The sequence below is a fragment of the Pseudomonas sp. FW305-20 genome, from assembly GCF_058788075.1.
The window spans coordinates 55,601-78,732 of sequence record NZ_JBYTAJ010000021.1 but is presented as its reverse complement, the minus strand read 5'-3'; the positions used below and the strand labels follow the sequence as shown (position 1 = coordinate 78,732).

The window sequence follows — 23,132 nt, the reverse complement described above, 5'->3', positions numbered from 1 at the left end:
GAGCGTGGGAACGATCAGGTTAGGCCGGTTTGATGCGATCGGCGGGGCGACGTACCCCGGCAACAATCTTATCCACAGCCTTGGTCGCCGCGACCATGCCAAACGTCGCCGTCACCATCATCACCGCACCAAATCCTCCGGCGCAGTCGAGCTTCACACCGTCACCGACAAAACTCTTCTGCAAGCAAATGCTGCCATCCGGTTTCGGGTAGCGCAGTTGTTCGGTGGAAAACACACACGGCACGCTGTAATGGCGGGTCACGGTGCGTGAGAAGTTGTAGTCCCGGCGCAAGGTCGAGCGCACTTTCGAAGCCAACGGATCATTGAAGGTCCGGTTCAAATCGCACACCTGAATCAATGTCGGATCAATCTGCCCGCCCGCACCACCAGTGGTGATGATCTGGATCTTGCGGCGCTTGCACCAGGCGATCAGCGCCGCCTTGGCATTCACGCTGTCGATGCAATCGATCACGCAGTCGATGTTCGGCGTGATGTACTCGGCCATGGTTTCCCGGGTGACGAAGTCCGCCACCGCATGCACGGTGCAGTCCGGGTTGATCCCGCGCAGGCGCTCGGCCATTACCTCGACCTTGGGTTTGCCGACGGTGCTGTCCAGCGCATGCAACTGACGGTTGGCGTTGCTGACGCAAACGTCGTCCAGGTCAAACAGCGAAATCTCGCCCACGCCACAACGGGCGACGGCTTCAGCCGCCCAGGAACCGACGCCACCGACGCCGACGATCGCCACATGGGCCGCGCGCAAACGCTCCAGGCCTTCGATGCCATACAAACGGGCGATGCCTGCAAACCGCGGATCTTCTGTACTCATGACCATTACCCCAAAAACCGGCGCGCATTATAGGGCCGTCAGCGGGCAAGAGCACCTTTGGGCTATGGACGGCAGTCTTGAGGGCTTCAATTGACGACAAATTTATTGGAATTGAGCTGCAGCGCCCAGGTCAAAGAACTTAAGTCGACTTGGATTGCCCAACGTCCGGCCTTTCCCTGTCCGCTGTACGGTCAGTGAACGCCCGGTGTAGGATGCGCGCCCCCAGCCTCTTGGCAATCGGCCGCCGACCGTTCCTTCGTTCAGCAGCTCCTGGAACCTGAAATAGCTATGTCATCGCGTAAATTTGGACTCAACCTGGTCGTGGTGCTCGCCATCGCAGCCTTGTTTACCGGCTTCTGGGCGCTGATCAATCGCCCGGTCACCGCCCCCAACTGGCCTGAACAGATCTCCGGCTTTTCGTACTCGCCGTTCCAGCAAGGGCAGTACCCGCAAAAAGAGCAATACCCGACCGACGATGAAATGCGTCGCGATCTGGAGATCATGAGCAAGCTGACGGACAACATCCGTACTTACTCGGTCGATGGCAGCCTGGGTGATATTCCCAGGCTCGCCGAAGAGTTCGGTTTGCGCGTGACGCTGGGTATCTGGATCAGCCCGGACCTTGAACGCAACGAGCGTGAAATCCTGCGCGCCATCGACCTGGCCAAGACCTCCCGTAGCGTGGTTCGTGTAGTGGTCGGTAACGAGGCGATTTTTCGTAAGGAAATTACCGCCGCCGAACTGAGCGTGATCCTTGATCGCGTCCGCGCGGCCGTGAAAGTACCGGTGACGACCTCCGAGCAATGGCACATCTGGAAAGATAACCCGAGCCTGGCCAAGCACGTCGACCTGATCGCCGCCCACGTCCTGCCGTACTGGGAACATGTGCCGATGGAGCAGTCCGGACAGTTCGTCCTCGACCGCGCCCGCGACCTGAAAAAGATGTTCCCGAAAAAACCGCTGCTGCTGTCGGAAGTCGGCTGGCCGAGCAACGGCCGTATGCGCGGTGGCGCCGACGCGTCGCCGGCAGACCAGGCGATTTATCTGCGGACCTTGGTCAACAAGCTCAATCGCCAGGGTTTCAACTACTTCGTGATCGAAGCCTTTGACCAACCGTGGAAGGCCAGTGACGAAGGCTCCGTGGGCGCTTACTGGGGCGTGTTCAACGCCGCACGCCAGCAGAAATTCAACTTTGAAGGCCCGGTCGTTGCGATCCCGCAATGGCGCGTGCTGGCCATCGGTTCGGTAGTGTTGGCATTGCTGTCCCTGACCCTGCTGATGATCGACGGCTCGGCCTTGCGTCAGCGTGGCCGCACCTTCCTGACCTTCATCGCGTTCCTCTGTGGTTCGGTGCTGGTGTGGATCGGTTACGACTACAGCCAGCAATACAGCACTTGGTTCAGCCTGACGGTGGGCTTCTTGCTTGCCCTCGGCGCACTCGGGGTGTTTATCGTGCTGCTGACCGAGGCCCATGAACTGGCCGAAGCGGTCTGGACCCACAAACGCCGGCGCGAATTCCTGCCGGTGGTCGGCGATTCGGACTACCGACCGAAAGTATCGATTCACGTACCTTGCTACAACGAGCCGCCGGAGATGGTCAAACAGACCCTCAACGCCCTGGCCAACCTCGACTATCCGGACTTCGAAGTCCTGATCATCGACAACAACACCAAGGACCCGGCGGTCTGGGAACCGGTGCGCGACTATTGCGAAACCCTCGGCCCGCGCTTCAAGTTCTTCCACGTCGCGCCATTGGCCGGCTTCAAGGGTGGCGCGCTGAATTACCTGATTCCGCACACTGCGAAGGATGCCGAAGTGATTGCGGTGATCGACTCGGACTACTGCGTCGACCCGAACTGGCTCAAGCACATGGTGCCGCACTTCGCCGACCCGAAAATCGCTGTGGTGCAGTCGCCACAGGATTACCGCGACCAGAACGAAAGCACCTTCAAGAAGCTCTGCTACGCGGAATACAAAGGTTTCTTCCACATCGGCATGGTCACTCGTAACGACCGTGACGCGATCATTCAGCACGGCACCATGACCATGACCCGACGCTCGGTGCTCGAGGAACTGGGCTGGGCCGACTGGTGCATCTGTGAAGACGCCGAGTTGGGTCTGCGCGTGTTCGAAAAAGGCTTGTCAGCGGCGTATTACCACACCAGCTACGGCAAAGGCCTGATGCCCGATACCTTTATCGACTTCAAGAAACAGCGTTTCCGCTGGGCTTACGGTGCGATTCAGATCATCAAGCGTCACACCGCCAGCCTGCTGCGCGGCAAGGACACCGAGCTGACCCGTGGCCAGCGTTACCACTTCCTCGCGGGCTGGTTGCCGTGGGTCGCGGATGGCATGAACATCTTCTTCACCGTCGGCGCCCTGTTGTGGTCGGCGGCGATGATCATCGTGCCGCAGCGGGTCGATCCACCGTTGCTGATTTTCGCGATCCCGCCATTGGCGCTGTTCGTGTTCAAGGTGGGCAAGATCATCTTCCTTTACCGTCGCGCCGTTGGCGTGAACCTGAAGGATGCGTTCTGCGCGGCGCTGGCAGGGCTGGCGTTGTCGCACACCATCGCCAAAGCGGTGCTGTACGGCTTCTTCACCAGCAGCATTCCGTTCTTCCGCACCCCGAAAAACGCCGATAACCACGGCTTCTGGGTGGCGATTTCGGAGGCTCGCGAAGAAATGTTCATCATGCTGCTGCTGTGGAGCGCGGCGCTGGGGATTTTCCTGGTGAACGGCCTGCCGAGCAACGACATGCGCTTCTGGGTGACCATGTTGCTGGTGCAGTCGCTGCCGTACCTGGCGGCGCTGATCATGGCGTTCTTGTCTTCGCTGCCGAAACCGGCGGTCGAGGGCGAGACGGCTCCGGCGGTCTAAATCGTTCCAGATGCACTAAACGGCGGCCAATGGCCGCCGTTTTGCTTTAAGATAACCGCCATTTTGCAGGGCTTGGCGTGAATCCATCCCTGTGGGAGCGAGCCTGCTCGCGATGGCAATGTAACAATCACAGTTTATGTTGACTGCCACACCGCCATCGCCAGCAGGCTGGCTCCCACATTTAGTTAGTCCGCGCCCATATTTCATGTTTTCGGAGTTTCCCATGACGGCCCACGCCGACCTTTCGCCGACCCTTCAACTCGCCATCGACCTGATCCGCCGTCCGTCCGTGACGCCGGTCGACGCCGATTGCCAGAAGCAGATGATGCAGCGCCTGGGCGATGCCGGTTTTATGCTGGAACCCATGCGCATCGAAGATGTGGATAACTTCTGGGCGACCCACGGTAAACACGACGGTCCGGTACTGTGCTTCGCCGGTCACACCGACGTAGTGCCGACCGGCCCGGTGACCGCCTGGCAGATCGATCCGTTCAACGCGGTGATCGACGAACACGGCATGCTCTGCGGTCGCGGCGCGGCGGACATGAAAGGCAGCCTCGCTTCCATGACCGTGGCGGCCGAGCGTTTCGTCACCGACTACCCGGATCACAAGGGCAAGGTCGCTTTCCTGATCACCAGCGACGAAGAAGGCCCGGCGCACCACGGCACCAAAGCGGTGATCGAGCGCCTCGCCGCCCGCAAGGAGCGTCTGGACTGGTGCATCGTCGGCGAACCGTCGAGCACCACCCTGGTGGGCGATGTGGTCAAGAACGGCCGTCGCGGCTCCCTTGGCGCCAAATTGACCGTGCGCGGCGTGCAGGGCCACGTGGCGTATCCGCATCTGGCGAAGAACCCGATCCACCTCGCCGCCCCGGCGTTGGCCGAACTGGCCGCCCAGCACTGGGACCACGGCAACGATTTCTTCCCGCCGACCAGCTTCCAGATCTCCAACGTGAATTCCGGCACTGGCGCGACCAACGTGATCCCGGGCGACCTGGTGGCGGTGTTCAACTTCCGCTTCTCCACCGAATCCACGGTTGAAGGCCTGCAAAAACGCGTCGCCGACATCCTCGACAAGCATGGCCTGGACTGGCACATCGACTGGGCGCTGTCCGGCCTGCCGTTCCTCACCGAACCGGGGGCATTGCTGGATGCCGTCGCGTCGAGCATCAAGGACATCACCGGGCGCGAAACCAAAGCTTCCACCAGTGGCGGCACCTCCGACGGGCGCTTCATCGCGACCATGGGTACGCAGGTGGTTGAACTGGGCCCGGTCAACGCGACGATCCATCAGGTCAACGAGCGCGTGCTGGCTGCCGACCTCGATGTGCTGACCGAAATCTACTACCAGACCCTGATCAAGTTGCTCGCCTGATGCTCGCCTGCCCGATCTGCAGTGAACCGCTGAACGCGGTGGACAACGGCGTGGCCTGCCCCGCCGGGCATCGTTTCGACCGTGCGCGCCAGGGTTACCTGAACCTGTTGCCGGTGCAGCACAAGAACAGCCGCGACCCTGGGGATAACCTGGCGATGGTCGAAGCCCGACGGGACTTTTTGAACGCCGGCCATTACGCGCCGGTGGCCAAGCGTCTGGCGGAACTGGCGGCGCAATACGCACCGCAGCGCTGGCTGGACATCGGTTGTGGCGAGGGTTACTACACCGCGCAAATCGCCGAGGCTTTGCCGAACGCCGACGGCTACGCGCTGGACATCTCCCGGGAAGCGGTCAAACGCGCCTGCAAACGCAACCCGCAGCTGACCTGGTTGATCGCCAGCATGGCGCGGATACCGTTGGCCTCCGGCAGCTGCCAGTTTCTCGCCAGCGTGTTCAGCCCTCTGGACTGGGAGGAAGCCAAGCGCCTGCTCAGCCCCGGCGGCGGCTTGATGAAAGTCGGGCCGACCAGCGGCCATCTGATGGAATTGCGCGAACGTCTGTACGACGAAGTGCGTGAATACACCGACGACAAGCATCTGGCTTTGGTGCCTGAAGGCATGACGCTGCAACACAGTGAAACCCTGGAGTTCAAACTGACGCTGGAAAAGGGTCAGGACCGTGCAAACCTGTTGGCCATGACGCCCCACGGCTGGCGCGCCAGTGCTGAACGCCGGGCGGCGGTCATCGAACAGGTCGAGCCGTTCGAGGTCACTGTTTCGATGCGCTACGATTACTTCGTACTTCAATAATTTTTAATTTTTTGGTCTTCGGCATTTGCCCTAGGCCGGCTAAATCCGCGAATGGATTTTTCAGACCCGCAGTGAGGACATCCATGCGCCAACCCGATATCGAGATTTACCTGAAAGACGCCGACGTCGACTACAAGGCCGTCGCGGCCTGGCTCGGCACTGCTTTGGGCCCATGCACCGACTGGGTCCAGAAAGGCCAGACCTACAAGTGCAAGGCCGGCAACGTGTCGGTCACCTGGTTGCCGAAAGCCGTGGGCAAATGGAACAGCCTGTTCCTGGACAGCGACCAGACCCCGTGGGAAGACGACATCGCCTGCGCCCGCGCCGCGTTTGCCGCGCTGAACGTCGAAGTGCGTTGCGCACCGGGTAGCTGGGTCGAGGAAGAAGGTGAAGAGACAGCGGATCGCTGGATGCGCATTAGCGCCGATGGTGAAGAAGAGATCACCTGGAAAACCGCTTAAATCCGTACAACGGACCTGTGGGAGCGGGCTTGCCCGCGATTGCGGTTTGTCAGTCACATCATTGTTGGATGTGCCGCCGTCATCGCGGGCAAGCCACGCTCCCACAGGGTGTTGTGTGATTTTGAAGGGTTGTGTTTACAAGCCTACAACGTCCTCAGCCTGCAAGCCTTTCTCGCCAGTCACCACGCCGTATTCAACCTGCTGGCCTTCAGCCAGCGAACGATGCCCCTCGCCGCGGATCGCGCGGTAATGCACGAACACGTCCACCCCATCCTCGCGCTGAATGAAGCCGTAGCCCTTGGCGTCGTTAAACCACTTCACATTGCCGGTTTCGCGCGTTGCCATGTCAGTACCCCCTTGTTTTTATTTTGAACGGCCGAGTATATGACAGCCGCCAAAACTCTCAACTCACTTTACTTAGCCGCTTTTTTGCCGATTTTCGGCGAATACGGCACACTATCGGCCGCCCGAGCATTTGCTCGGTTTTTTCCACTCACGCAGAAGCCGTATGACCCGTTCCCCGTTCCGCCGTCTTGTGTTTGGCACCCTGCGCCGACTGCTCTACCTCTGGGTTCGCTCGGAGACGATCAATCAGTCGTCGTTCACCCTCAACCTCGACCGCAGCCGCCCGGTGTTCTACGTCCTGCAAAATCCTTCACTGACCGACCTCGCCGTGGTCGACACCGAATGCAGCAAGGCCGGCCTGCCGCGACCAGTGCTGCCGGTATCGGTGGGTGCGTTGATAGAACCCGCCGCGTTCTTTTACCTGACGCCGGAGCCTGACTGGCTTGGCCGCCAGGACAAACGCGGTGCGCCGCCGACCCTCACCCGCCTGGTCAGCGCGTTGAGCCAGAATGCCGCCGAAGACGCGCAGATCATTCCGGTCAGCGTGTTCTGGGGCCAGTCGCCGGACAGCGAATCGAGCCCGTGGAAGCTGCTCTTCGCCGATAGCTGGGCGGTCACCGGGCGTTTGCGTCGGTTGCTGAGCATCATTGTGCTGGGGCGCAAGACCCGCGTTCAGTTCTCCGCGCCGATCCATTTGCGCGAGCTGATCGACCACAACAAAGGCCACGAGCGCACCGTGCGCATGGCCCAGCGAATTCTGCGGGTGCACTTCCGCAACCTGAAAGCCGCGGTGATCGGCCCGGACATTTCCCACCGCCGCAACCTGGTCAAAGGCCTGCTCAATCAGCCCTTGGTCAAGCAAGCGATCCTCGACGAAGCCGAGCGTGAAAACATCTCCCCGGAGAAAGCCAAGGCCCAGGCCCTGCGCTATGGCAACGAGATCGCCTCCGACTACACCTACACCGCGATCCGCTTTCTGGAAGTGGTGCTGAGCTGGTTCTGGAACAAGATCTACGACGGGATCAAGGTCAACCATATCGAAGGCGTGCAGAAGGTCGCCCAGGGTCACGAAGTGATCTATGTGCCGTGCCATCGCAGCCACATCGACTACCTGCTGCTGTCCTATCTGCTGTTCCGCAACGGCCTGACCCCGCCGCACATTGCCGCCGGGATCAACCTCAACATGCCAGTGATCGGCAGCCTGCTGCGCCGTGGCGGTGCGTTCTTCATGCGCCGCACCTTCAAGGGCAACCCGCTCTACACCTCAGTGTTCAACGAATACCTGCACACCCTGTTTACCAAAGGCTTCCCGGTGGAGTACTTCGTCGAGGGTGGCCGTTCGCGCACCGGGCGCATGCTGCAACCGAAAACCGGCATGCTGGCGATCACCCTGCGCAGCTTCCTGCGTTCGTCACGGATGCCGATCGTTTTCATCCCGGTCTACATCGGTTACGAGCGTGTGCTGGAAGGCCGGACCTACCTTGGCGAACTGCGTGGCGCGACCAAGAAGAAAGAATCGATTTTCGACATCTTCAAAGTCATCGGCGCGCTCAAGCAGCGCTTCGGCCAGGTCGCGGTGAACTTCGGCGAGCCGATCAAACTGGCGGAATTCCTAGACAGCGAGCAGCCGGACTGGCGTCAACAGGAACTCGGTCCGCAATTCAAACCGGCCTGGCTCAACGAAACCACCAACCGCCTCGGCGAGAAAGTCGCGCAACACCTGAACGAGGCGGCGGCAATCAACCCGGTCAACCTGGTGGCCCTGGCGCTACTGTCCACCAGCCGTCTCGCGCTGGATGATCGTGCGATGGCGCGCGTCCTCGATCTGTACCTGGCACTGCTGCGCAAGGTCCCGTATTCGCCGCACACCACGTTGCCCGAAGGTAACGGCCGCGCGTTGATCGAGCATGTGAAGGACATGGATTTGCTGTCCGAGCAGAGCGATGCCCTGGGCAAGATTTTGTATTTGGACGAACAAAACGCCGTCCTGATGACCTACTACCGCAACAATGTTTTGCACATCTTCGCCTTGCCGGCGCTGCTGGCGAGCTTCTTCCAGAGCGCCTCGCGCATGAGCCGCGAACAGATCCTGCGCTACACCCGCGCGCTGTATCCGTACCTGCAATCGGAGCTGTTCATTCGCTGGTCGCTGGACGAACTGGATGCGGTGATCGATCAATGGCTCGAAGCCTTCGTCGAGCAAGGTCTGCTTCGCTTCGAGAACGACGTCTACCTGCGGCCGGCGCCGAGCTCGCGGCATTTCGTGCTGCTGACGCTGCTGTCGAAAAGCATCGCCCAGACCCTGCAACGCTTCTACATGACGGTCTCGCTGCTGCTCAACAGCGGTCAGAACAGCATCAGCGCCGAAGAGCTGGAAGACTTGTGCACGGTCATGGCCCAGCGCCTGTCGATCCTCCATGGCCTCAACGCCCCGGAGTTTTTCGACAAGAGCCTGTTCCGCCACTTCATCCAGACTTTGCTCGACCTCGACGTGCTCAAGCGCGACGAAGCCGGCAAGCTGAGCTATCACGAACTGCTCGGCGAACTGGCCGAAGGTGCGGCCAAGCGAGTGCTGCCCGCGGAGATTCGCTTGTCGATTCGTCAAGTTGCGTTGCATCGCAGTGAAGATGCGGCGGATCAAGTTTAGTTGAGATTAGCTGTAACTTTCTGACAATGATTATAAGAACAAGGATGTTCTTATAATCACCCAGTTATGAATTAATAGAGGCCCTCTACAACTAATCTCGATACGGATATCGCGATGAACCCATTAGAAAATACCACCCCATACGTCACTCTCACCTTTAGTTTGCCTGAAGACTTTATTCCGCCCAGCGGTGGCGAAGGTGAAACTTATATAAGCGTTCATACCGCAAACTCTTCCACCCCCATCAAAGTGGCGCAATCCCGTGAACCCGTACTGCGCAGTGGGCGCTGGAACTTTTACTTTGCACACAACTATTCCGATGTCAGCGTTAAATACCTTGTCACCGTCAGCATGACCCACAACGGCGTTCCACTGCTGATTGACCTGGACTACTTCGTGATCGTCCACCGTGCGCCGCACCGACAAACCCTTCACCTTAGCCCCATCGGCCGCCTCTATCTCCAGGCACAGGAACCTCGGGCAGTACAACCTGAACACGCAGTGACTGTTGTCGCCCACGAACACGACGATACGGCTGCACAACTGACGCAAATACATATCAGCGAAAAAATGGCGGAGGCGTTTTATCTGGAATACGATCCGGACACTGTCGTACCCGGCAAGCGCTATACGCTGGCAGCCACTGAAAATGAGTACCACAATTCAATTACGGTCTATCCAGGATCCGTTGTATTGAAACCTTTTGGTAGAACCTGAAAAAAGCGCTTATCGAAAGATTCATGGGGAGAAATCACCGGAAAATTCCGTTAAATTGCTGTTGGCGCTCGTCTACTTCGGGCGCCAACGACAGGGATTCAACTCATGAAAAAACGCTCGCTTCTAGGGCTTACGGCTCTACTCGCTGCCTGCCAATCAATACAACCTGCTGCGAAAACCAGCCTCAATGGCGAAGTGTTCTACCTGCAACGCATCGCCCTGCCGCCGAGTGCGACCTTAAGCGTCAGCTTGCAGGACGTTTCCCTGGCCGACGCGCCCGCCGTGGTCCTCGACGAACACAAAGGCCCGGTCAAAGGCCAGGTGCCGCTGCCGTTTCATCTGAGTTACGATCCAGCCCAGATCAAACCGGGCCATCGTTATTCGGTCAGCGCACGGATCGAAGTGAATGGCGAACTGATGTTCATCACCACCGAACATCACGCCGTTCAGCTGGATGGCAGCGATCCGCAGCCACTGAAAATCCGCGTCGATGCCGCCCGCTAACTTTCTATTTTGAACAAGGAAGCTGCCATGTTCCGTCCTACCCTTCGCTTCGCCGGCCTGTGCGCAGGCTTGATGATCTCCGCCAGCGCCCTGGCACTGTCGCTCAACGACCTGTCCCAACAAGACGCCACCGGCGGCCTCAAGGATGCCCTGACCCAAGGTGCGCAACTGGCCGTGAAACAACTCGGCACGCCGGGCGGCTTCAGCAACAACCCGGACGTGAAAATCGAATTGCCGGGCAAACTGGGCAAAGTCGCCAGCAAGATGAAACAGTTCGGCATGGGCGCCCAGGTCGATCAGCTGGAAACCAGCATGAACAAAGCGGCTGAAACCGCGGTGACGCAAGCCCAGCCGATCCTGGTGGACGCGGTGAAGAAGATGAGCGTGGAGGACGCCAAGGGCATTCTCAGCGGCGGCAAGGACTCGGCCACGCAGTACCTGAGCAAAACCAGCCGCGAACAGATCCGCGTCAAGTTCCTGCCGATCGTCAAGCAAGCCACCGACCAGGTGGGCCTGGCCAAGCAGTACAACTCGTTCGCCGGGCAAGCCGCGACGCTGGGTGTGGTGGATGCGAAGAACGCCAACATCGAAAGCTACGTGACCGAGCAGGCGTTGAACGGTTTGTTCGAAATGATTGGTAAACAGGAAGAAACCATTCGCCAGAATCCTGCGGCGGCAGCGACCAGTTTGGCGAAGAAGGTGTTTGGCACCCTCTAGTACTCTCTCCCGCTGATCATTCACACGCTCTGCGTGGGAATGATCAGAACGGGGTTGTGTTTTGAACCCGCAGAAAGAACACCCACTCGCGTCCCATCTTCCTTTTCTCAAACACCTCCAGCTCGACCAGGCCATTCAATGTGGCCGACGCGGTGTTGTAGGAACAGCCCAGGTTCTCCTTCAAATTGACCGCCGTAAACTCCTTGGCCATTCCACTCTTGGCCACCTGGAATACGGCTCGTTGCTTCTCGGTCAATCGGTCTAACAAACCGGATTCCAACAACCAACGATCAAAGCTTTCGGCATACGCCAGACTTTTCCGATAAGCATCGGTAAAACCGCTGGCAGCCCGCAAGATGACCGAACACTGGAAGTCGATGAAATAAGTCAGATCGAGGTCATCAGCCTCAGTGTTCAGATACGACCGTCCGTATTTCACCGGCGCACTGCGCAGCAAAATGCTGATCGCAATGTAGCGAAAGGCAGAGAAGTCATTCTTGAACATGAACCAATAAAACAACGCCCGCGCCACCCGGCCGTTGCCATCACGAAAAGGATGCTCATAGCCCAGAGCAAAATGCAGTGCGATGCCTTTGATCAGTGGATGAAGGTAATCCTTTTGATCGGGATCGTTGTGGGGCTGATTGATCCACGTCGACAGCACCCGCAATCGTGACGCCAGCCCTGCGGCGGGCGGCGGTGTATGCACGGTGTTTCCCTCACCGTCCTGCACCACCACATCATCGTTGCCCCTGAACTCCCCCGGCGAATATTGCGTGTCATCAATGCCCTCGACACCCACCCGGTGCATGGCTGAAATCAGTTCGGCACTCAGGGCGTCATAACGCTTTTCCCAGGCGAAATTCATCATCTTGTAGTTGCCGATCACCATTCGCTCATCCGGTGTGCGCGGCAGGCGATTGCGCTTGAGCATGTCCTTGGCCACCCGCGTGGTGGTCGCTGCGCCTTCGAGCTGACTGCTGCTGATGGCTTCGTCTTCGATCAAGTCATTCAACAGGTAGCTGAAATGCGCATGCTCACCGATCTGACTGGTCATGTACTCCAGCGCGGCCGTCGTGGCTTTTCGATCGACAGCGGAAATAGCTTTCTGCGCGAGCGGAGTGAGCACGAAGTTGCCCCATTGAAGCGGCTCGCCCAAAGGCAAAAGACTTGAGTACTGCGCAGTCCGTGCTTTCTTCACCAACGCCCAGCACAGATTCGAATCCAGCCCCGGCGCCCAGCGGTAGCGCAATTCATCGAACGGCAGATAACGCCCCTGGTCGTCCATCGGCTTGAGCAAGCCGAGGTAATCCGAGAGGCGTTCCTTGTGGGGCGACTTCCCCAACAGGTCGAATACCGGGTCGGTCCTTCCCCTAAAAATGGGCGGCTTTTTCATTATTGTTGTCTCAAACACTCGTAAAACCGAGTTTTGAGTACAGCATTCCGATCCCTTTGACTCAATATCGGAAGATTCTGAAACAACTGTAGGAGCAAAGCTTGCTCGCGATGGCTGCACCTCGATCGGCCATTGGAACCGAGGCGCCTGCATCGCGAGCAAGCTTTGCTCCTACAGAGGTTTAGGCTGGGTCCTTTTTGATTCGGAACCACGCCGCATACAGCGCCGGCAGAAACAGCAACGTCAGCGCCGTCGCGACAATCAACCCGCCCATGATCGCCACCGCCATCGGACCGAAGAACACGCTGCGCGACAGCGGAATCATCGCCAGCACCGCCGCGAGAGCAGTCAACACAATCGGCCGGAAACGCCGCACCGTGGCTTCAATAATTGCCTGCCAGGGCTTGAGCCCGGAAGCGATATCCTGCTCGATCTGGTCAACCAGAATCACCGAGTTACGCATGATCATCCCGGACAGCGCGATGGTGCCGAGCATGGCAACGAAACCGAACGGCTGACGGAACACCATCAGGAACATGGTCACACCGATCAACCCCAACGGCGCCGTCAGAAACACCATCACCGTGCGTGAGAAACTGCGCAGTTGCAGCATCAGTAACGTCAGCACCACCACGATGAAAAGCGGCACACCGGCCTTCACCGAATTCTGCCCGCGAGCCGAGTCCTCCACCGTACCGCCGACATCCAGCAAATACCCGTCCGGCAGTTCGGCGCGAATCGGATCGAGGGTCGGCATGATCTGCTTCACCAGCGTCGCCGGTTGTTCCTTGCCGTAGATGTCGGCGCGGACCGTCACGTTCGGCAAGCGGTTGCGGTGCCAGATGATGCCTTCTTCGAAACCGTATTCCAGGGTCGCGACTTGCGACAGTGCAACACTGCGACCATTGTCGGTCGGCACCGCCAGGCTTGGCAGCAGCGACAGTTCGGTGCGTTCGTGCAACGTGCCGCGCAACAGAATCTCGATCAACTCGTTGTCTTCACGGTACTGGCTGACGCTGGAACCGGTCAGCGAGCTTTGCAGGAACCTCGACAGGTTCGCAGTGCTCACGCCAAGCGCCCGGGCGCGGTCCTGATCGACGTTCAGATAAACGACTTTGCTTGGCTCTTCCCAATCCAGATGGACGTTGACCACGTGCGGGTTCTCGCGAACCTTGGCCGCGACTTTACGGGCCAGCGCGCGAACTTCCTCGATGTGCTCACCGGTGACCCGGAACTGCACCGGATAGCCAACCGGAGGCCCGTTCTCCAGACGTGTCACCCGCGCGCGCAGGGCCGGGAATTGTTCCTTGAGGGCTTCGATCAGCCAGGTGCGCAGGACTTCGCGCTCTTCGATGGTTTTGGCCAGGACAACAAACTGCGCAAAGCTCGCGGCAGGAAGTTGTTGATCCAGGGGCAGGTAAAAACGTGGCGAACCGGTGCCGACGTACGCGACATAGTTGTCGATACCGGCGTGATCCTTGAGCAGGGCTTCGAGTCGTTTGACCTCATCGCGGGTGTTGCTCAACGAAGCGCCTTCCGCCAGCTTCAGATCGACCATCAATTCCAGACGACCCGACGCAGGGAAGAACTGTTGCGGCACGAAGCGAAACAGGATGACAGAACCGATAAACAACACCGCCGTCAGGACAATGACCGTCTTGCGCCGCCGTACGCACCACTCCACCAGGCGCCTGACGCGCTGATAGAACGGCGTGCCATAAGGGTCGGGCTGGCCATTGCCGGTGCCATGTTTGGCGGCATGAATCTTCGCCAGATCCGGCAGGAGTTTTTCCCCCAGATAAGGCACAAACACAACCGCGGCCACCCACGAGGCCAGCAACGCGATGGTCACCACCTGGAAGATCGAACGGGTGTATTCACCCGTGCCCGATTGCGCAGTGGCAATCGGCAGGAAGCCGGCAGCGGTGATCAGCGTACCGGTGAGCATCGGGAATGCGGTGCTGGTCCAGGCGTAGCTGGCTGCCTTGATGCGGTCGAAGCCCTGCTCCATTTTGATCGCCATCATTTCCACGGCGATGATCGCGTCGTCCACCAACAAACCCAGCGCCAGTACCAACGCCCCCAGGGAAATTTTGTGCAGGCCGATTCCCAGGTAATACATGCAGGCGAACGTCATCGCCAATACCAAAGGAATCGCCAGCGCAACCACCATGCCGGTGCGCACGCCGAGGGAGAAGAAACTCACCAGCAGGACGATTGCCAGCGCTTCCACCAGCACCTGAACAAATTCGCCGACACTGCTTTTCACGGCGGCGGGCTGGTCGGAGACCTTGCGCAGCTGCATACCGGCAGGAAGGTTTTTCTGGATTCGGTCGAACTCGATTTCCAGTGCCTTGCCCAGCACCAGAATGTCGCCACCGTCCTTCATGGCAACGGCCAGGCCAATGGCGTTTTCCGCCATGAAGCGCATGCTCGGCGCTGGGGGATCGTTGAAACCCCGCCGCACATCCGCCACATCGGCGATGCGGAACGTACGATCACCGACGCGGATCGGGAAGCTCTTGATCTCTTCGACCGTCTGAAAATTCCCCGAGACGCGTAGCTGCAATCGCTCGCTGGAGGTCTCGAAGAACCCGGCGGTGGACACCGCGTTCTGCTCTTCAAGGGCCTGCTGCACCGCCGACAAAGGCAGGCCGAGGGTGGCGAGTTTGACGTTGGAGAGTTCGATCCAGACTTTCTCGTCCTGCAACCCGAGCAGATCGACCTTGCCCACATCCTTGACCCGTTGCAGCTGAATCTGCACACGGTCGGCGTAGTCCTTGAGCACCGCGTAATCAAAACCATCGCCGGTCAGGGCGTAGATATTGCCAAACGTCGTGCCGAACTCATCATTGAAGAATGGCCCCTGGATGCCCGGTGGCAGGGTATGACGAATGTCGTTGATCTTCTTGCGAACCTGGTACCAGAGCTCCGGGATTTCCACCGAATGCATGGAATCACGGGCAACAAACGTCACTTGGGATTCGCCCGGACGGGAGAACGAAACGATGCGTTCGTACTCGCCGGTTTCCATCAGTTTCTTTTCAATGCGCTCGGTGACCTGGCGCGACACTTCCTGCGCCGTGGCCCCTGGCCAGATGGTCCGAATCACCATGGCCTTGAAGGTGAACGGCGGGTCTTCACTTTGGCCGAGCTTGGTGTAGGACAGTGCGCCGACAATGGCCAGCAAGAGCATCAGGAACAGTACGATCTGGCGATTGCGCAGCGCCCATTCGGAAAGATTGAAACCCATCGGGGATTACTCCTTGTCCGCCAGATTGACCACGCGGTTGGAGCGATCCACCGGACGCACCTGCTGCCCTTCCAGCAGCACATGGACGCCAGCGGCCACCACCCAGTCGCTGGCGCTCAGTCCTTCGAGTACCGGGACGGTTTTCTCGCCGAAGGCACCGACCCGCACCGGGGTTTTCTTCAGGGTGTTGTTGGCATTGACGACCCAGACGTAGGTCGCGCCGTTTTCCGCAGTCAGCGCGGAAAGCGGCACCGACAGCGGCACCACATCGGAGGTTTGAACGAACACCCGGGCACTCTGGCCGAGTTCGGCAGGCACCTTGCCGGCAGTGAAGGCGATGCGGGCGGCAAAGGTGCGCGATTTTGGGTCGGCAGCGGGCGACAGCTCACGGATGCGCCCGGCGAAACGTTGGTCGGGTTGGGTCCAGAGTTCCACCGATACTGGCTGACCGACCTTGAAGCGGCCAAAGCTTTGCTCCGGCAAGCTGATCAACACTTCGCGCTCGCCATCGGTGGCGAGGGTAAATACGGTTTGCCCCGCCGCCACGACTTGCCCGACTTCAACCGAGCGTTTCGCCACCACACCATCCTGCGGCGCACGCAGCACCGCGTAACTGGCCTGGTTGGTCGAGACGTTGAATTCGGCTTTGATTTGCTTGAGGCGTGCTTCACCGGATCGGTAAAGGTTTTCGGCATTGTCGTACTGCGAACGGCTGACCATCTGACGTTCCATCAGGGTCTTGTAGCGGTCACGTTCGGCGCGCACCAGGCTCAGGTTGGCCTCGGCAGCGGCGACCTGGGCGCGAGTGGCTTCCAGTTGCAGGCGCACGTCCTGAGGATCGAGTTCCGCCAGAGGCTGGTCGGCCTTGACCCGCTGCCCCTCTTCGACCAGTCGTCGACTGACCTTACCGCCAATGCGAAACGCCAACTCCGGCTCATACCTTGCCCGGACTTCACCCGGAAAACTCTCCATCGCCTGGGATGACGGCTCTGGCTGCACGACCATGGCCGGACGAACGGTGACTTGAGGCGCCTCTTCGTGACCACACGCAGACAATAAAAACGCCAGGCTGACTGGCAACGCGAGGGGCAAGGCATAGCGGAACATGGTGAAGGACCTTTCGCTAATGGTGCTTGGAATAATTATACTGGGCGGTATGTTATTAATAGCAAACTCACCAGTCCAGTATTAAAAGCGAAGAATGTCGAACAATCTCCCAGCACCCAACGGTCCGGGCCGTCCCAAGGATCTGGCCAAGCGCCAGGCAATCCTCGATGCGGCGAAAATTCTGTTTCTGAGCAAGGGTTATGCGAATACCAGCATGGACGCCGTCGCGGCCGAGGCCGGTGTGTCGAAGCTGACGGTCTACAGCCATTTCAACGACAAGGAGACGCTGTTCTCCGCCGCCGTGATGGCCAAGTGCGAAGAGCAATTGCCGACGCTGTTTTTCGAATTGCCGGACGGCGTTGCCGTAGAAACGGTGCTGTTGAACATCGCGCGCGGCTTTCATCAGCTGATCAACAGCGACGAATCGGTCAACCTGCATCGGCTGATGATGACGCTGGGCAGCCAGGACCCGAAACTATCGCTGATCTTCTTCGAGGCCGGACCTGAGCGCATGCTGCAAGGCATGGAGCGGTTGCTGAGCAAGGTTGATCACAGCGGCGCGCTGAGCATCGACAAACCGCGCAATGCGGCCGAGCATTTCTTCTGCCTGCTCAAGGGGGCAGGGAATTTCAGGCTGCTTTATGGTTGTGGCGAACCGTTGATCGGGGATGCGGCCGAGAGCCATGTGCAGGAAGTGGTGGAATTGTTTATGCGGGCGTATCGGCCTGAGCAATGACCGTTCCCACGCTCTGCGTGGGAATGCAGCCCGGGACGCTCTGCGTCCCATCCAAAGCCGAACGCGGAGCGTCCGTTGAGGCATTCCCACGCAGAGCGTGGGAACGATCAGTGTTGAGTCAGGGCTTGAGCGCTTTCTTGGGATAAATGTCATACCGACTGGATTTACCGTCCAGCGCATGACTCGGCTTCGGCCCTTCAATGCAGGGCGCCTTGCGCGGGCGCTTGACCACCACCCGATGGCTGGCCAACGCCAACGCCGCTTCGAGCAGTGCAGGCGCATCCGGGTCATCGCCTACCAGCGGCCGGAACAGGCGCATTTCCTTCTTCACCAAGGCCGTTTTCTCACGATGGGGAAACATCGGGTCGAGGTAAATCACCTGTGGCGGCTCGCCTTCCCAATTGCGCATCACCTCGATCGAATTGCCCTTGAGCAAGCGCATCCGCGCCACGATCGGCGCCACCTCAAAGTCTTCCGCGCCGCGCGCCAGGCCATCTTCAAGCAACGCGCCAATCAGCGGCTGACGCTCGATCAGGCTCATCTCGCAGCCCAGGCTCGCCAGCACGAACGCATCTTTGCCCAGCCCCGCCGTGGCATCCAGCACGCGCGGACGCACGCCTTGGGCAACCCCGACAGCCTTGGCGATCATCTGACCGCTGCCGCCACCGTACAACCGACGATGGGCCGCACCGCCCTCGACAAAGTCCACCCGCACCGGTCCCGGCGCGTCCGGGCCCAGTTGCTGCAGCTGCAACCCCTGGTCGCCGACCTGCAAGGCGAACTCACCGTCATCCACCTGCATCGGCAAACCCAGGCGCTCGGCCCATTGTTCGGCCTGTGGCTGAAAAGTCGCGGCCAGGGCCTCGACATGGATGCGGCAGGCCGCAGGTTGCTCAATCATGAGAAAACACGCTCAAAAAATTAATGATCGGCAAAAACGGCCGATAACAAAACTATCGAGCATTTTGCCAGAGCTGAGCGTCGACCGAGAGAAATGTCAGACATTCAACGCACATCGATAGGCTACATCTCGCCCCACGGCGATTTTGGCCTGCGAAACTCCCAAGCACTGAGCGGCGTCAGTCACCTGTGGCAGGATTTCTTTGCCCAGGCCCTGGCCGATCAGTCGGGCGATGTCGTACCGGCTTCTCTCAACTTTCCACCGGTCGATCTCGACAGCCCGGTCGAACCCACCGTTGGCAGCGAACTGCTGGCGCACATCATTTCCCAACGCGAATGCGATGTGAAAGAAACCGAGGTCCGCCCGCCCGAGCCACTGTTCCTGCCGATTGCCGAGTTCGAAATGGAGCTGGCCGACAAACCTTTCCCACCGTTCCCGCCGCAAGAAATCGTCGCTCAGCAGAAACAACAGGACTTCGAAAGCAGTTGGGTCCGCCCGATCGTGCTCACCGCAGGTCAGCCTGTGCCGCAAGCAGGTCCGGCGCCACAACCGCGTGCGCTGCACCTGCCAATCGCCGAATTCGAACTCGATCTGCTGGACAAGCCCTTCCCGCCGTTCTCGCCCGAAGAGCTGATGGAACAACAGAAACAATTCGACTTCGATAACGGCTGGGCTCGCCCGATCGTCCTGCAAAACCTGCGCATCGCCGCCTGACTTTCAATAACAAGCCCTCAGCGACACACCCACCACGGCCCGACATCCACATGAAAGTGATTGCGGTGGGCGGCGTTGTAATCCGGACTCAAGACCACACTGAACATGTCGCAGGCGCCATCGCGGACCTGACGTAAAAACCGCGCGTCCTGATTATCCTTCGACCAATCCTTGAGCACGTTGATGGTGCGGCCATCGGCCAAGCGAAAACCGGCGATATCCAGCGCATCGGCACTGGCATGCTGGCTGCGCCTGCCGTTCTCGCGGCTGTAGACGTTGCGACAGGCAAAGCTGCCGAGATGGTCGACTCGCGTGACCGCTTGGCCGTAGACCGCTTGTGCGGCGGGTTGCAGGGCGTGGTGTTCGAACAGGGCGAACGACACCGCCAGGCGGCAACTGGCGAGGAAACTGCTGCTCAGCGCCACCTCGCCGCCCTGCACACGCAAGGTGTTGAGCAACGGGCACGTCGCATCGGGGCTGTCGGCCTGATGGGTTACGCGTAATCCGGAGCTGCTCAGGGCTTGATCGCACAACTGCTGATCATTGCGCAGGCGCATCAGTTTGTAGCGGGTCAGAAAATTGGGCGCGGCCTTCACGTCCAGCGGTGCCCAGGGATTCCACTGCGCCGGCACTGAGACCCAGCCGCGCCAGACGCTCACGGCCGCCATGCCGATGATCAACAGCATCAACAGCAGCCACCACCGAAACCGCATCGTCAGCCTTTGAACAATTTATTGGCCTGGGCGTACGGCATGGAACGCGACGTGAAGCCGAAGGTGCCCGACGTCTTGATCTCTTCGGCCGCGCGGAAAAACTCGCCGTAGGCGGCCAAGGCCAGTGCCGAACCGACGCTGATGCGTTTGACGCCCATTTCGCTCAACTGCTCGACCGTCAATTTCAGTCCGCCAGACATCAACACATTGACCGGTTTCGGCGCCACGGCACGGACCACCGCCAACACCTCTTCAGCGCTGCGCAGCCCCGGCGCATAAAGCACGTCGGCGCCCGCCTCGGCAAATGCCTGCAAGCGGCGAATGGTATCGGCGAGATCAGGATTGCCGTGCAAAAAGTTTTCCGCTCGGGCTGTGAGCATGAACGGGAACGGCAAGCTGCGAGCGGCGGCCACGGCAGCCTCAATGCGCGCGACGGCGTGCTCAAAACAGTAGATCGGCGCTTCTTCACGGCCGGTGGCATCTTCGATAGAGCCGCCGACCGCCCCGGCCTCTGCCGCACGCAAAATGCTCTGTGCGCATTCGGCGGGATCGTCAGCGAAGCCGTTTTCCAGGTCGACGGCGACGGGCAGATCAGTTGCCGCCACAATCGCCCGAACGTTTGCCAGGGTGTCGTCCAGCGTCAGCCCGCCATCGGGGCGGGCGTTGGAAAAAGCGTATCCGGCGCTGGTGGTCGCCAGCGCTTCGAAACCAAGGCTGGCGAGCATCTTCGCCGAGCCGGCATCCCACGGGTTGGGAATGACAAAAGCCCCCGCGCGTTCGTGCAGTGCTTTGAACGCTTGGGCTCGAAGGGTTTGCGCATCCATTGGCAGGCTCCTGAAAAAGACAAGGAATCCGCTTCAGAGCAGGCCAAGTTGCTCGGCAGCGGGCTCTCTGTATAGCTCAGGCAGCGGCGGCAGGCCAGGTAAACGCAGCATCAGTTTTGCGTGAAAACGTTGCGCCAGTTTGGCGGCCAGCAAATTGTCGGCGGTGTGCAGGAAGATATAGGGCGTACGCCCCTCTTCGATCCACACGGCGATTTTCTCGACCCACGGCATCAGGAACGGATCGTTGGCCTCGAGCTGCGGATGGCCGATGAAACGCACCTGCGGACATTGCGTGAAGGCGGCCGGACGGGGTGGCACCCGGGGCTTTTTCGATTGGGCATGTAGTACCGAGGGATCGGTCGATGTGCAGCTGAACAACGCGCGGGGATCGAGGCAGATACGCTCGACACCGCGATCCAATAGCAGGCGATTGAGCATTCTCTCGGCATCGCCCTTGGCGAAGAACTCGTCATGCCGCACTTCAACCGCCAGAGGCCGGTCCACCGCATCAATAAAACCGGCAAGTTCCGACAGTCGCTGCGGCGTGAAGCTTTTCGACAGTTGCAGCCACAGCGGTGAAACCCGTTCGCCGAGGGGGCTGAGCAATTGCAGGAAGGTTTCGGCAGCGGCCAATTGTTCGCGCAGGTCACCGCTGTGGCTGATGTCACCGGGGAACTTGGCAGTGAAGCGAAAGTGTTCGGGCATGGTCTCGGCCCAACGCTGCACGGTGGTCGCAGCCGGGCTCGCGTAGAAGGTCGTGTTGCCTTCCACGGCGTTGAAAACCTGGGAATAGAGATTCAGAAATTCGGTGGGTTTTGCGTCTTGCGGATACAGGTAATCGCGCCAGGCGTTTTCACTCCAGGACGGACAGCCCAGGTAGTAAGGCAACTGCATCAGATGTACAGGTCGAGGCCCAGCACATCCGAATCCCAATCGACAAAACCGGCGGTGCTCAGGTAGCTGGCCAGGGCCTTGGCGACACTGCTGCTCATGGCACGGTGATAAAGCATGTCTTGTTGACGGGCGGGGAGATTACTCAAGCGTTGCGCAGAGGCCTTGGCGGCGCGGGCGGCCATTTGCTCTTCGGATGGAATTTCCAGCTCGCCGTCGATATCGACGTAGTCGTCATCCGCCACGGGGCCTTTGCGAGGCTTGCGCTTGATGGGGTAGGACTGAGAGGGAACGCCGTCTATACGCATGAGTACATGTCCGGTATCAATGATGGCAGTTTAGTGGCGCATAGCCCGCTTCGCAAACCGCCGAGTGATAACTAGAACACAGAAAATGGAAAAGGTTTAAAAGCTGGGGGATATAAAACGACGATTGGCTGCGTTGGTACACATTGTGGCGAGGGAGCTTGCTCCCGCTCGGCTGCGAAGCAGTCGTAAAATCAGACGGCGGGGGTGTACTTGCCTACGATTGGGGCCGCTTCGCAGCCCAGCGGGAGCAAGCTCCCTCGCCACAAAAGCAATGCGGATTATCGTGCTTTGGGCGTCGCGACTTTATCGCGCAAGTACACCGGCTGAGCCTCATCGGCCACGATCGCCTCACCCCGCGCCCAGGCAAAACGTGCCAGGGTCAGCAGGTCCTCAGCGTGAGGCAACATGCCCGCATCCTGCCCGGTCAGGCTGACCGCGATTCGCTCGGCATAACCCCAGCCAGTGCCGGCGCCAAACCACTCACCGCTGGCGTCAGCCGGCAACGCGGCCACTTCCGGCGACAGCACTGCCTCATTGCCGACCAGGCGCATCTCCCCCGCCGTTTCGCGATAGCAACCCCAATACACTTCGTCCATGCGCGCATCGATGGCGGCCGCGACCTGGCTCACGCCATGTTCGCGATAGGCCCGCTGCGCCAACACGGCCAGGTTCGACACCGGCAATACCGGGCGATCCAGCGCAAACGCCAGCCCCTGCACCACGCCGATGGCGATCCGCACGCCGGTGAACGCCCCCGGACCACGGCCGAAAGCGATGGCATCGACCGCTTGCAGGGTGGTCCCGGCATCCGCCAGCAACTGCTGAATCATCGGCAGCAGCTTCTGCGCATGCAGGCGCGGGATCACCTCGTAATGGCTCGTGACTTTGCCGTCATGCAGCAAGGCAACGGAGCAAGCTTCAGTCGCGGTGTCCAGGGCCAGCAAGGTGCTCATCGATGTTTCCGTAAGAGAGGTCAGAAAAAGTGCGCCAGTATAAACAACTACG

21 protein-coding genes are annotated in these 23,132 nt (G+C 59.7%); 10 read left to right on the top strand and 11 right to left on the bottom strand.

All coding sequences use genetic code 11. The features are described from left to right. Positions 1 to 19 precede the first annotated feature (19 nt). Complete coding sequence (tcdA, locus tag AC3WP4_RS18685; protein ID WP_173860471.1) at positions 20 to 829, bottom strand: tRNA cyclic N6-threonylcarbamoyladenosine(37) synthase TcdA; 810 nt, start codon at positions 827 to 829, stop codon at positions 20 to 22. Positions 830 to 1,117: 288 nt separating this feature from the next. Between tcdA and AC3WP4_RS18680 the strand changes: the two genes are divergently transcribed. From AC3WP4_RS18680 to AC3WP4_RS18665, 4 genes are all read left to right on the top strand, one after another. Beyond that, positions 1,118 to 3,709 (top strand): glycosyltransferase, encoded by a 2,592-nt coding sequence (locus tag AC3WP4_RS18680; RefSeq protein WP_076029916.1) that lies wholly within the window; start codon positions 1,118 to 1,120, stop codon positions 3,707 to 3,709. Between the two features lie 223 nt (positions 3,710 to 3,932). Continuing rightward, on the top strand, positions 3,933 to 5,084 hold the full coding sequence (dapE, locus tag AC3WP4_RS18675) for a succinyl-diaminopimelate desuccinylase (RefSeq protein ID WP_102615587.1): 1,152 nt from the start codon (positions 3,933 to 3,935) through the stop codon (positions 5,082 to 5,084). Further along, entirely contained in the window at positions 5,084 to 5,893 is an 810-nt protein-coding gene (locus AC3WP4_RS18670; protein WP_074879735.1) for a putative RNA methyltransferase, read from the top strand. Before dapE ends, AC3WP4_RS18670 begins: the two co-directional genes overlap by 1 nt. 83 nt (positions 5,894 to 5,976) lie before the next feature. After that, positions 5,977 to 6,354 (top strand): hypothetical protein, encoded by a 378-nt coding sequence (locus tag AC3WP4_RS18665; RefSeq protein ID WP_074879738.1) that lies wholly within the window; start codon positions 5,977 to 5,979, stop codon positions 6,352 to 6,354. A gap of 135 nt (positions 6,355 to 6,489) precedes the next feature. On the opposite strand, the gene AC3WP4_RS18660 is transcribed toward AC3WP4_RS18665, so the two are convergent. Continuing rightward, positions 6,490 to 6,699, bottom strand: coding sequence for a cold-shock protein (locus AC3WP4_RS18660; RefSeq protein WP_008146705.1), 210 nt, complete (start codon positions 6,697 to 6,699; stop codon positions 6,490 to 6,492). A gap of 163 nt (positions 6,700 to 6,862) precedes the next feature. Between AC3WP4_RS18660 and plsB the strand changes: the two genes are divergently transcribed. The 4 genes from plsB to AC3WP4_RS18640 all read left to right on the top strand — a co-directional run bounded on the left by plsB (position 6,863) and on the right by AC3WP4_RS18640 (position 11,284). Continuing rightward, a complete protein-coding gene (plsB, locus tag AC3WP4_RS18655) occupies positions 6,863 to 9,346 on the top strand; it encodes a glycerol-3-phosphate 1-O-acyltransferase PlsB (RefSeq protein WP_076029915.1) in 2,484 nt (827 codons plus the stop codon). Positions 9,347 to 9,460: 114 nt separating this feature from the next. Beyond that, entirely contained in the window at positions 9,461 to 10,063 is a 603-nt protein-coding gene (locus AC3WP4_RS18650) for a hypothetical protein (protein ID WP_102615588.1), read from the top strand. Between the two features lie 105 nt (positions 10,064 to 10,168). After that, positions 10,169 to 10,567 (top strand): YbaY family lipoprotein, encoded by a 399-nt coding sequence (locus tag AC3WP4_RS18645; protein WP_102615589.1) that lies wholly within the window; start codon positions 10,169 to 10,171, stop codon positions 10,565 to 10,567. Between the two features lie 27 nt (positions 10,568 to 10,594). Next, complete coding sequence (locus AC3WP4_RS18640) at positions 10,595 to 11,284, top strand: DUF4197 domain-containing protein (RefSeq protein ID WP_074879751.1); 690 nt, start codon at positions 10,595 to 10,597, stop codon at positions 11,282 to 11,284. A gap of 43 nt (positions 11,285 to 11,327) precedes the next feature. Here the strand turns inward: AC3WP4_RS18640 and AC3WP4_RS18635 are convergent, their stop codons facing one another. The 3 genes from AC3WP4_RS18635 to AC3WP4_RS18625 form a co-directional block, all read right to left on the bottom strand. Continuing rightward, positions 11,328 to 12,680 carry a Fic family protein gene (locus tag AC3WP4_RS18635; RefSeq protein ID WP_102615590.1) on the bottom strand — a complete coding sequence of 451 codons (1,353 nt, stop codon included), beginning with the start codon at positions 12,678 to 12,680 and terminating at the stop codon, positions 11,328 to 11,330. Between the two features lie 181 nt (positions 12,681 to 12,861). Next, on the bottom strand, positions 12,862 to 15,933 hold the full coding sequence (locus tag AC3WP4_RS18630) for an efflux RND transporter permease subunit (protein ID WP_102615591.1): 3,072 nt from the start codon (positions 15,931 to 15,933) through the stop codon (positions 12,862 to 12,864). A 6-nt stretch (positions 15,934 to 15,939) separates the two neighbouring features. Then, a complete protein-coding gene (locus AC3WP4_RS18625) occupies positions 15,940 to 17,040 on the bottom strand; it encodes an efflux RND transporter periplasmic adaptor subunit (RefSeq protein ID WP_074879759.1) in 1,101 nt (366 codons plus the stop codon). A 94-nt stretch (positions 17,041 to 17,134) separates the two neighbouring features. Here AC3WP4_RS18625 and AC3WP4_RS18620 point away from each other — a divergent pair, with 94 nt between their 5' ends. Next, on the top strand, positions 17,135 to 17,776 hold the full coding sequence (locus AC3WP4_RS18620) for a TetR/AcrR family transcriptional regulator (RefSeq protein WP_102615592.1): 642 nt from the start codon (positions 17,135 to 17,137) through the stop codon (positions 17,774 to 17,776). A gap of 118 nt (positions 17,777 to 17,894) precedes the next feature. On the opposite strand, the gene AC3WP4_RS18615 is transcribed toward AC3WP4_RS18620, so the two are convergent. Next, positions 17,895 to 18,677, bottom strand: coding sequence for a class I SAM-dependent methyltransferase (locus AC3WP4_RS18615; RefSeq protein WP_008146717.1), 783 nt, complete (start codon positions 18,675 to 18,677; stop codon positions 17,895 to 17,897). A 93-nt stretch (positions 18,678 to 18,770) separates the two neighbouring features. Between AC3WP4_RS18615 and AC3WP4_RS18610 the strand changes: the two genes are divergently transcribed. Next, positions 18,771 to 19,391 carry an energy transducer TonB gene (locus tag AC3WP4_RS18610; protein WP_102615593.1) on the top strand — a complete coding sequence of 207 codons (621 nt, stop codon included), beginning with the start codon at positions 18,771 to 18,773 and terminating at the stop codon, positions 19,389 to 19,391. A gap of 17 nt (positions 19,392 to 19,408) precedes the next feature. On the opposite strand, the gene AC3WP4_RS18605 is transcribed toward AC3WP4_RS18610, so the two are convergent. From AC3WP4_RS18605 to tsaB, 5 genes are all read right to left on the bottom strand, one after another. Beyond that, positions 19,409 to 20,104 (bottom strand): extensin-like domain-containing protein, encoded by a 696-nt coding sequence (locus AC3WP4_RS18605; protein WP_074879767.1) that lies wholly within the window; start codon positions 20,102 to 20,104, stop codon positions 19,409 to 19,411. A 2-nt stretch (positions 20,105 to 20,106) separates the two neighbouring features. Then, positions 20,107 to 20,928 (bottom strand): isocitrate lyase/PEP mutase family protein, encoded by an 822-nt coding sequence (locus AC3WP4_RS18600; RefSeq protein ID WP_102615594.1) that lies wholly within the window; start codon positions 20,926 to 20,928, stop codon positions 20,107 to 20,109. A gap of 33 nt (positions 20,929 to 20,961) precedes the next feature. Continuing rightward, a complete protein-coding gene (locus AC3WP4_RS18595) occupies positions 20,962 to 21,822 on the bottom strand; it encodes a DUF72 domain-containing protein (RefSeq protein WP_102615595.1) in 861 nt (286 codons plus the stop codon). Next, on the bottom strand, positions 21,822 to 22,127 hold the full coding sequence (locus AC3WP4_RS18590; RefSeq protein WP_008156859.1) for a hypothetical protein: 306 nt from the start codon (positions 22,125 to 22,127) through the stop codon (positions 21,822 to 21,824). Before AC3WP4_RS18590 ends, AC3WP4_RS18595 begins: the two co-directional genes overlap by 1 nt. A gap of 278 nt (positions 22,128 to 22,405) precedes the next feature. Further along, positions 22,406 to 23,080 carry a tRNA (adenosine(37)-N6)-threonylcarbamoyltransferase complex dimerization subunit type 1 TsaB gene (gene tsaB / locus AC3WP4_RS18585; protein WP_074879772.1) on the bottom strand — a complete coding sequence of 225 codons (675 nt, stop codon included), beginning with the start codon at positions 23,078 to 23,080 and terminating at the stop codon, positions 22,406 to 22,408. Positions 23,081 to 23,132: the final 52 nt, after the last annotated feature.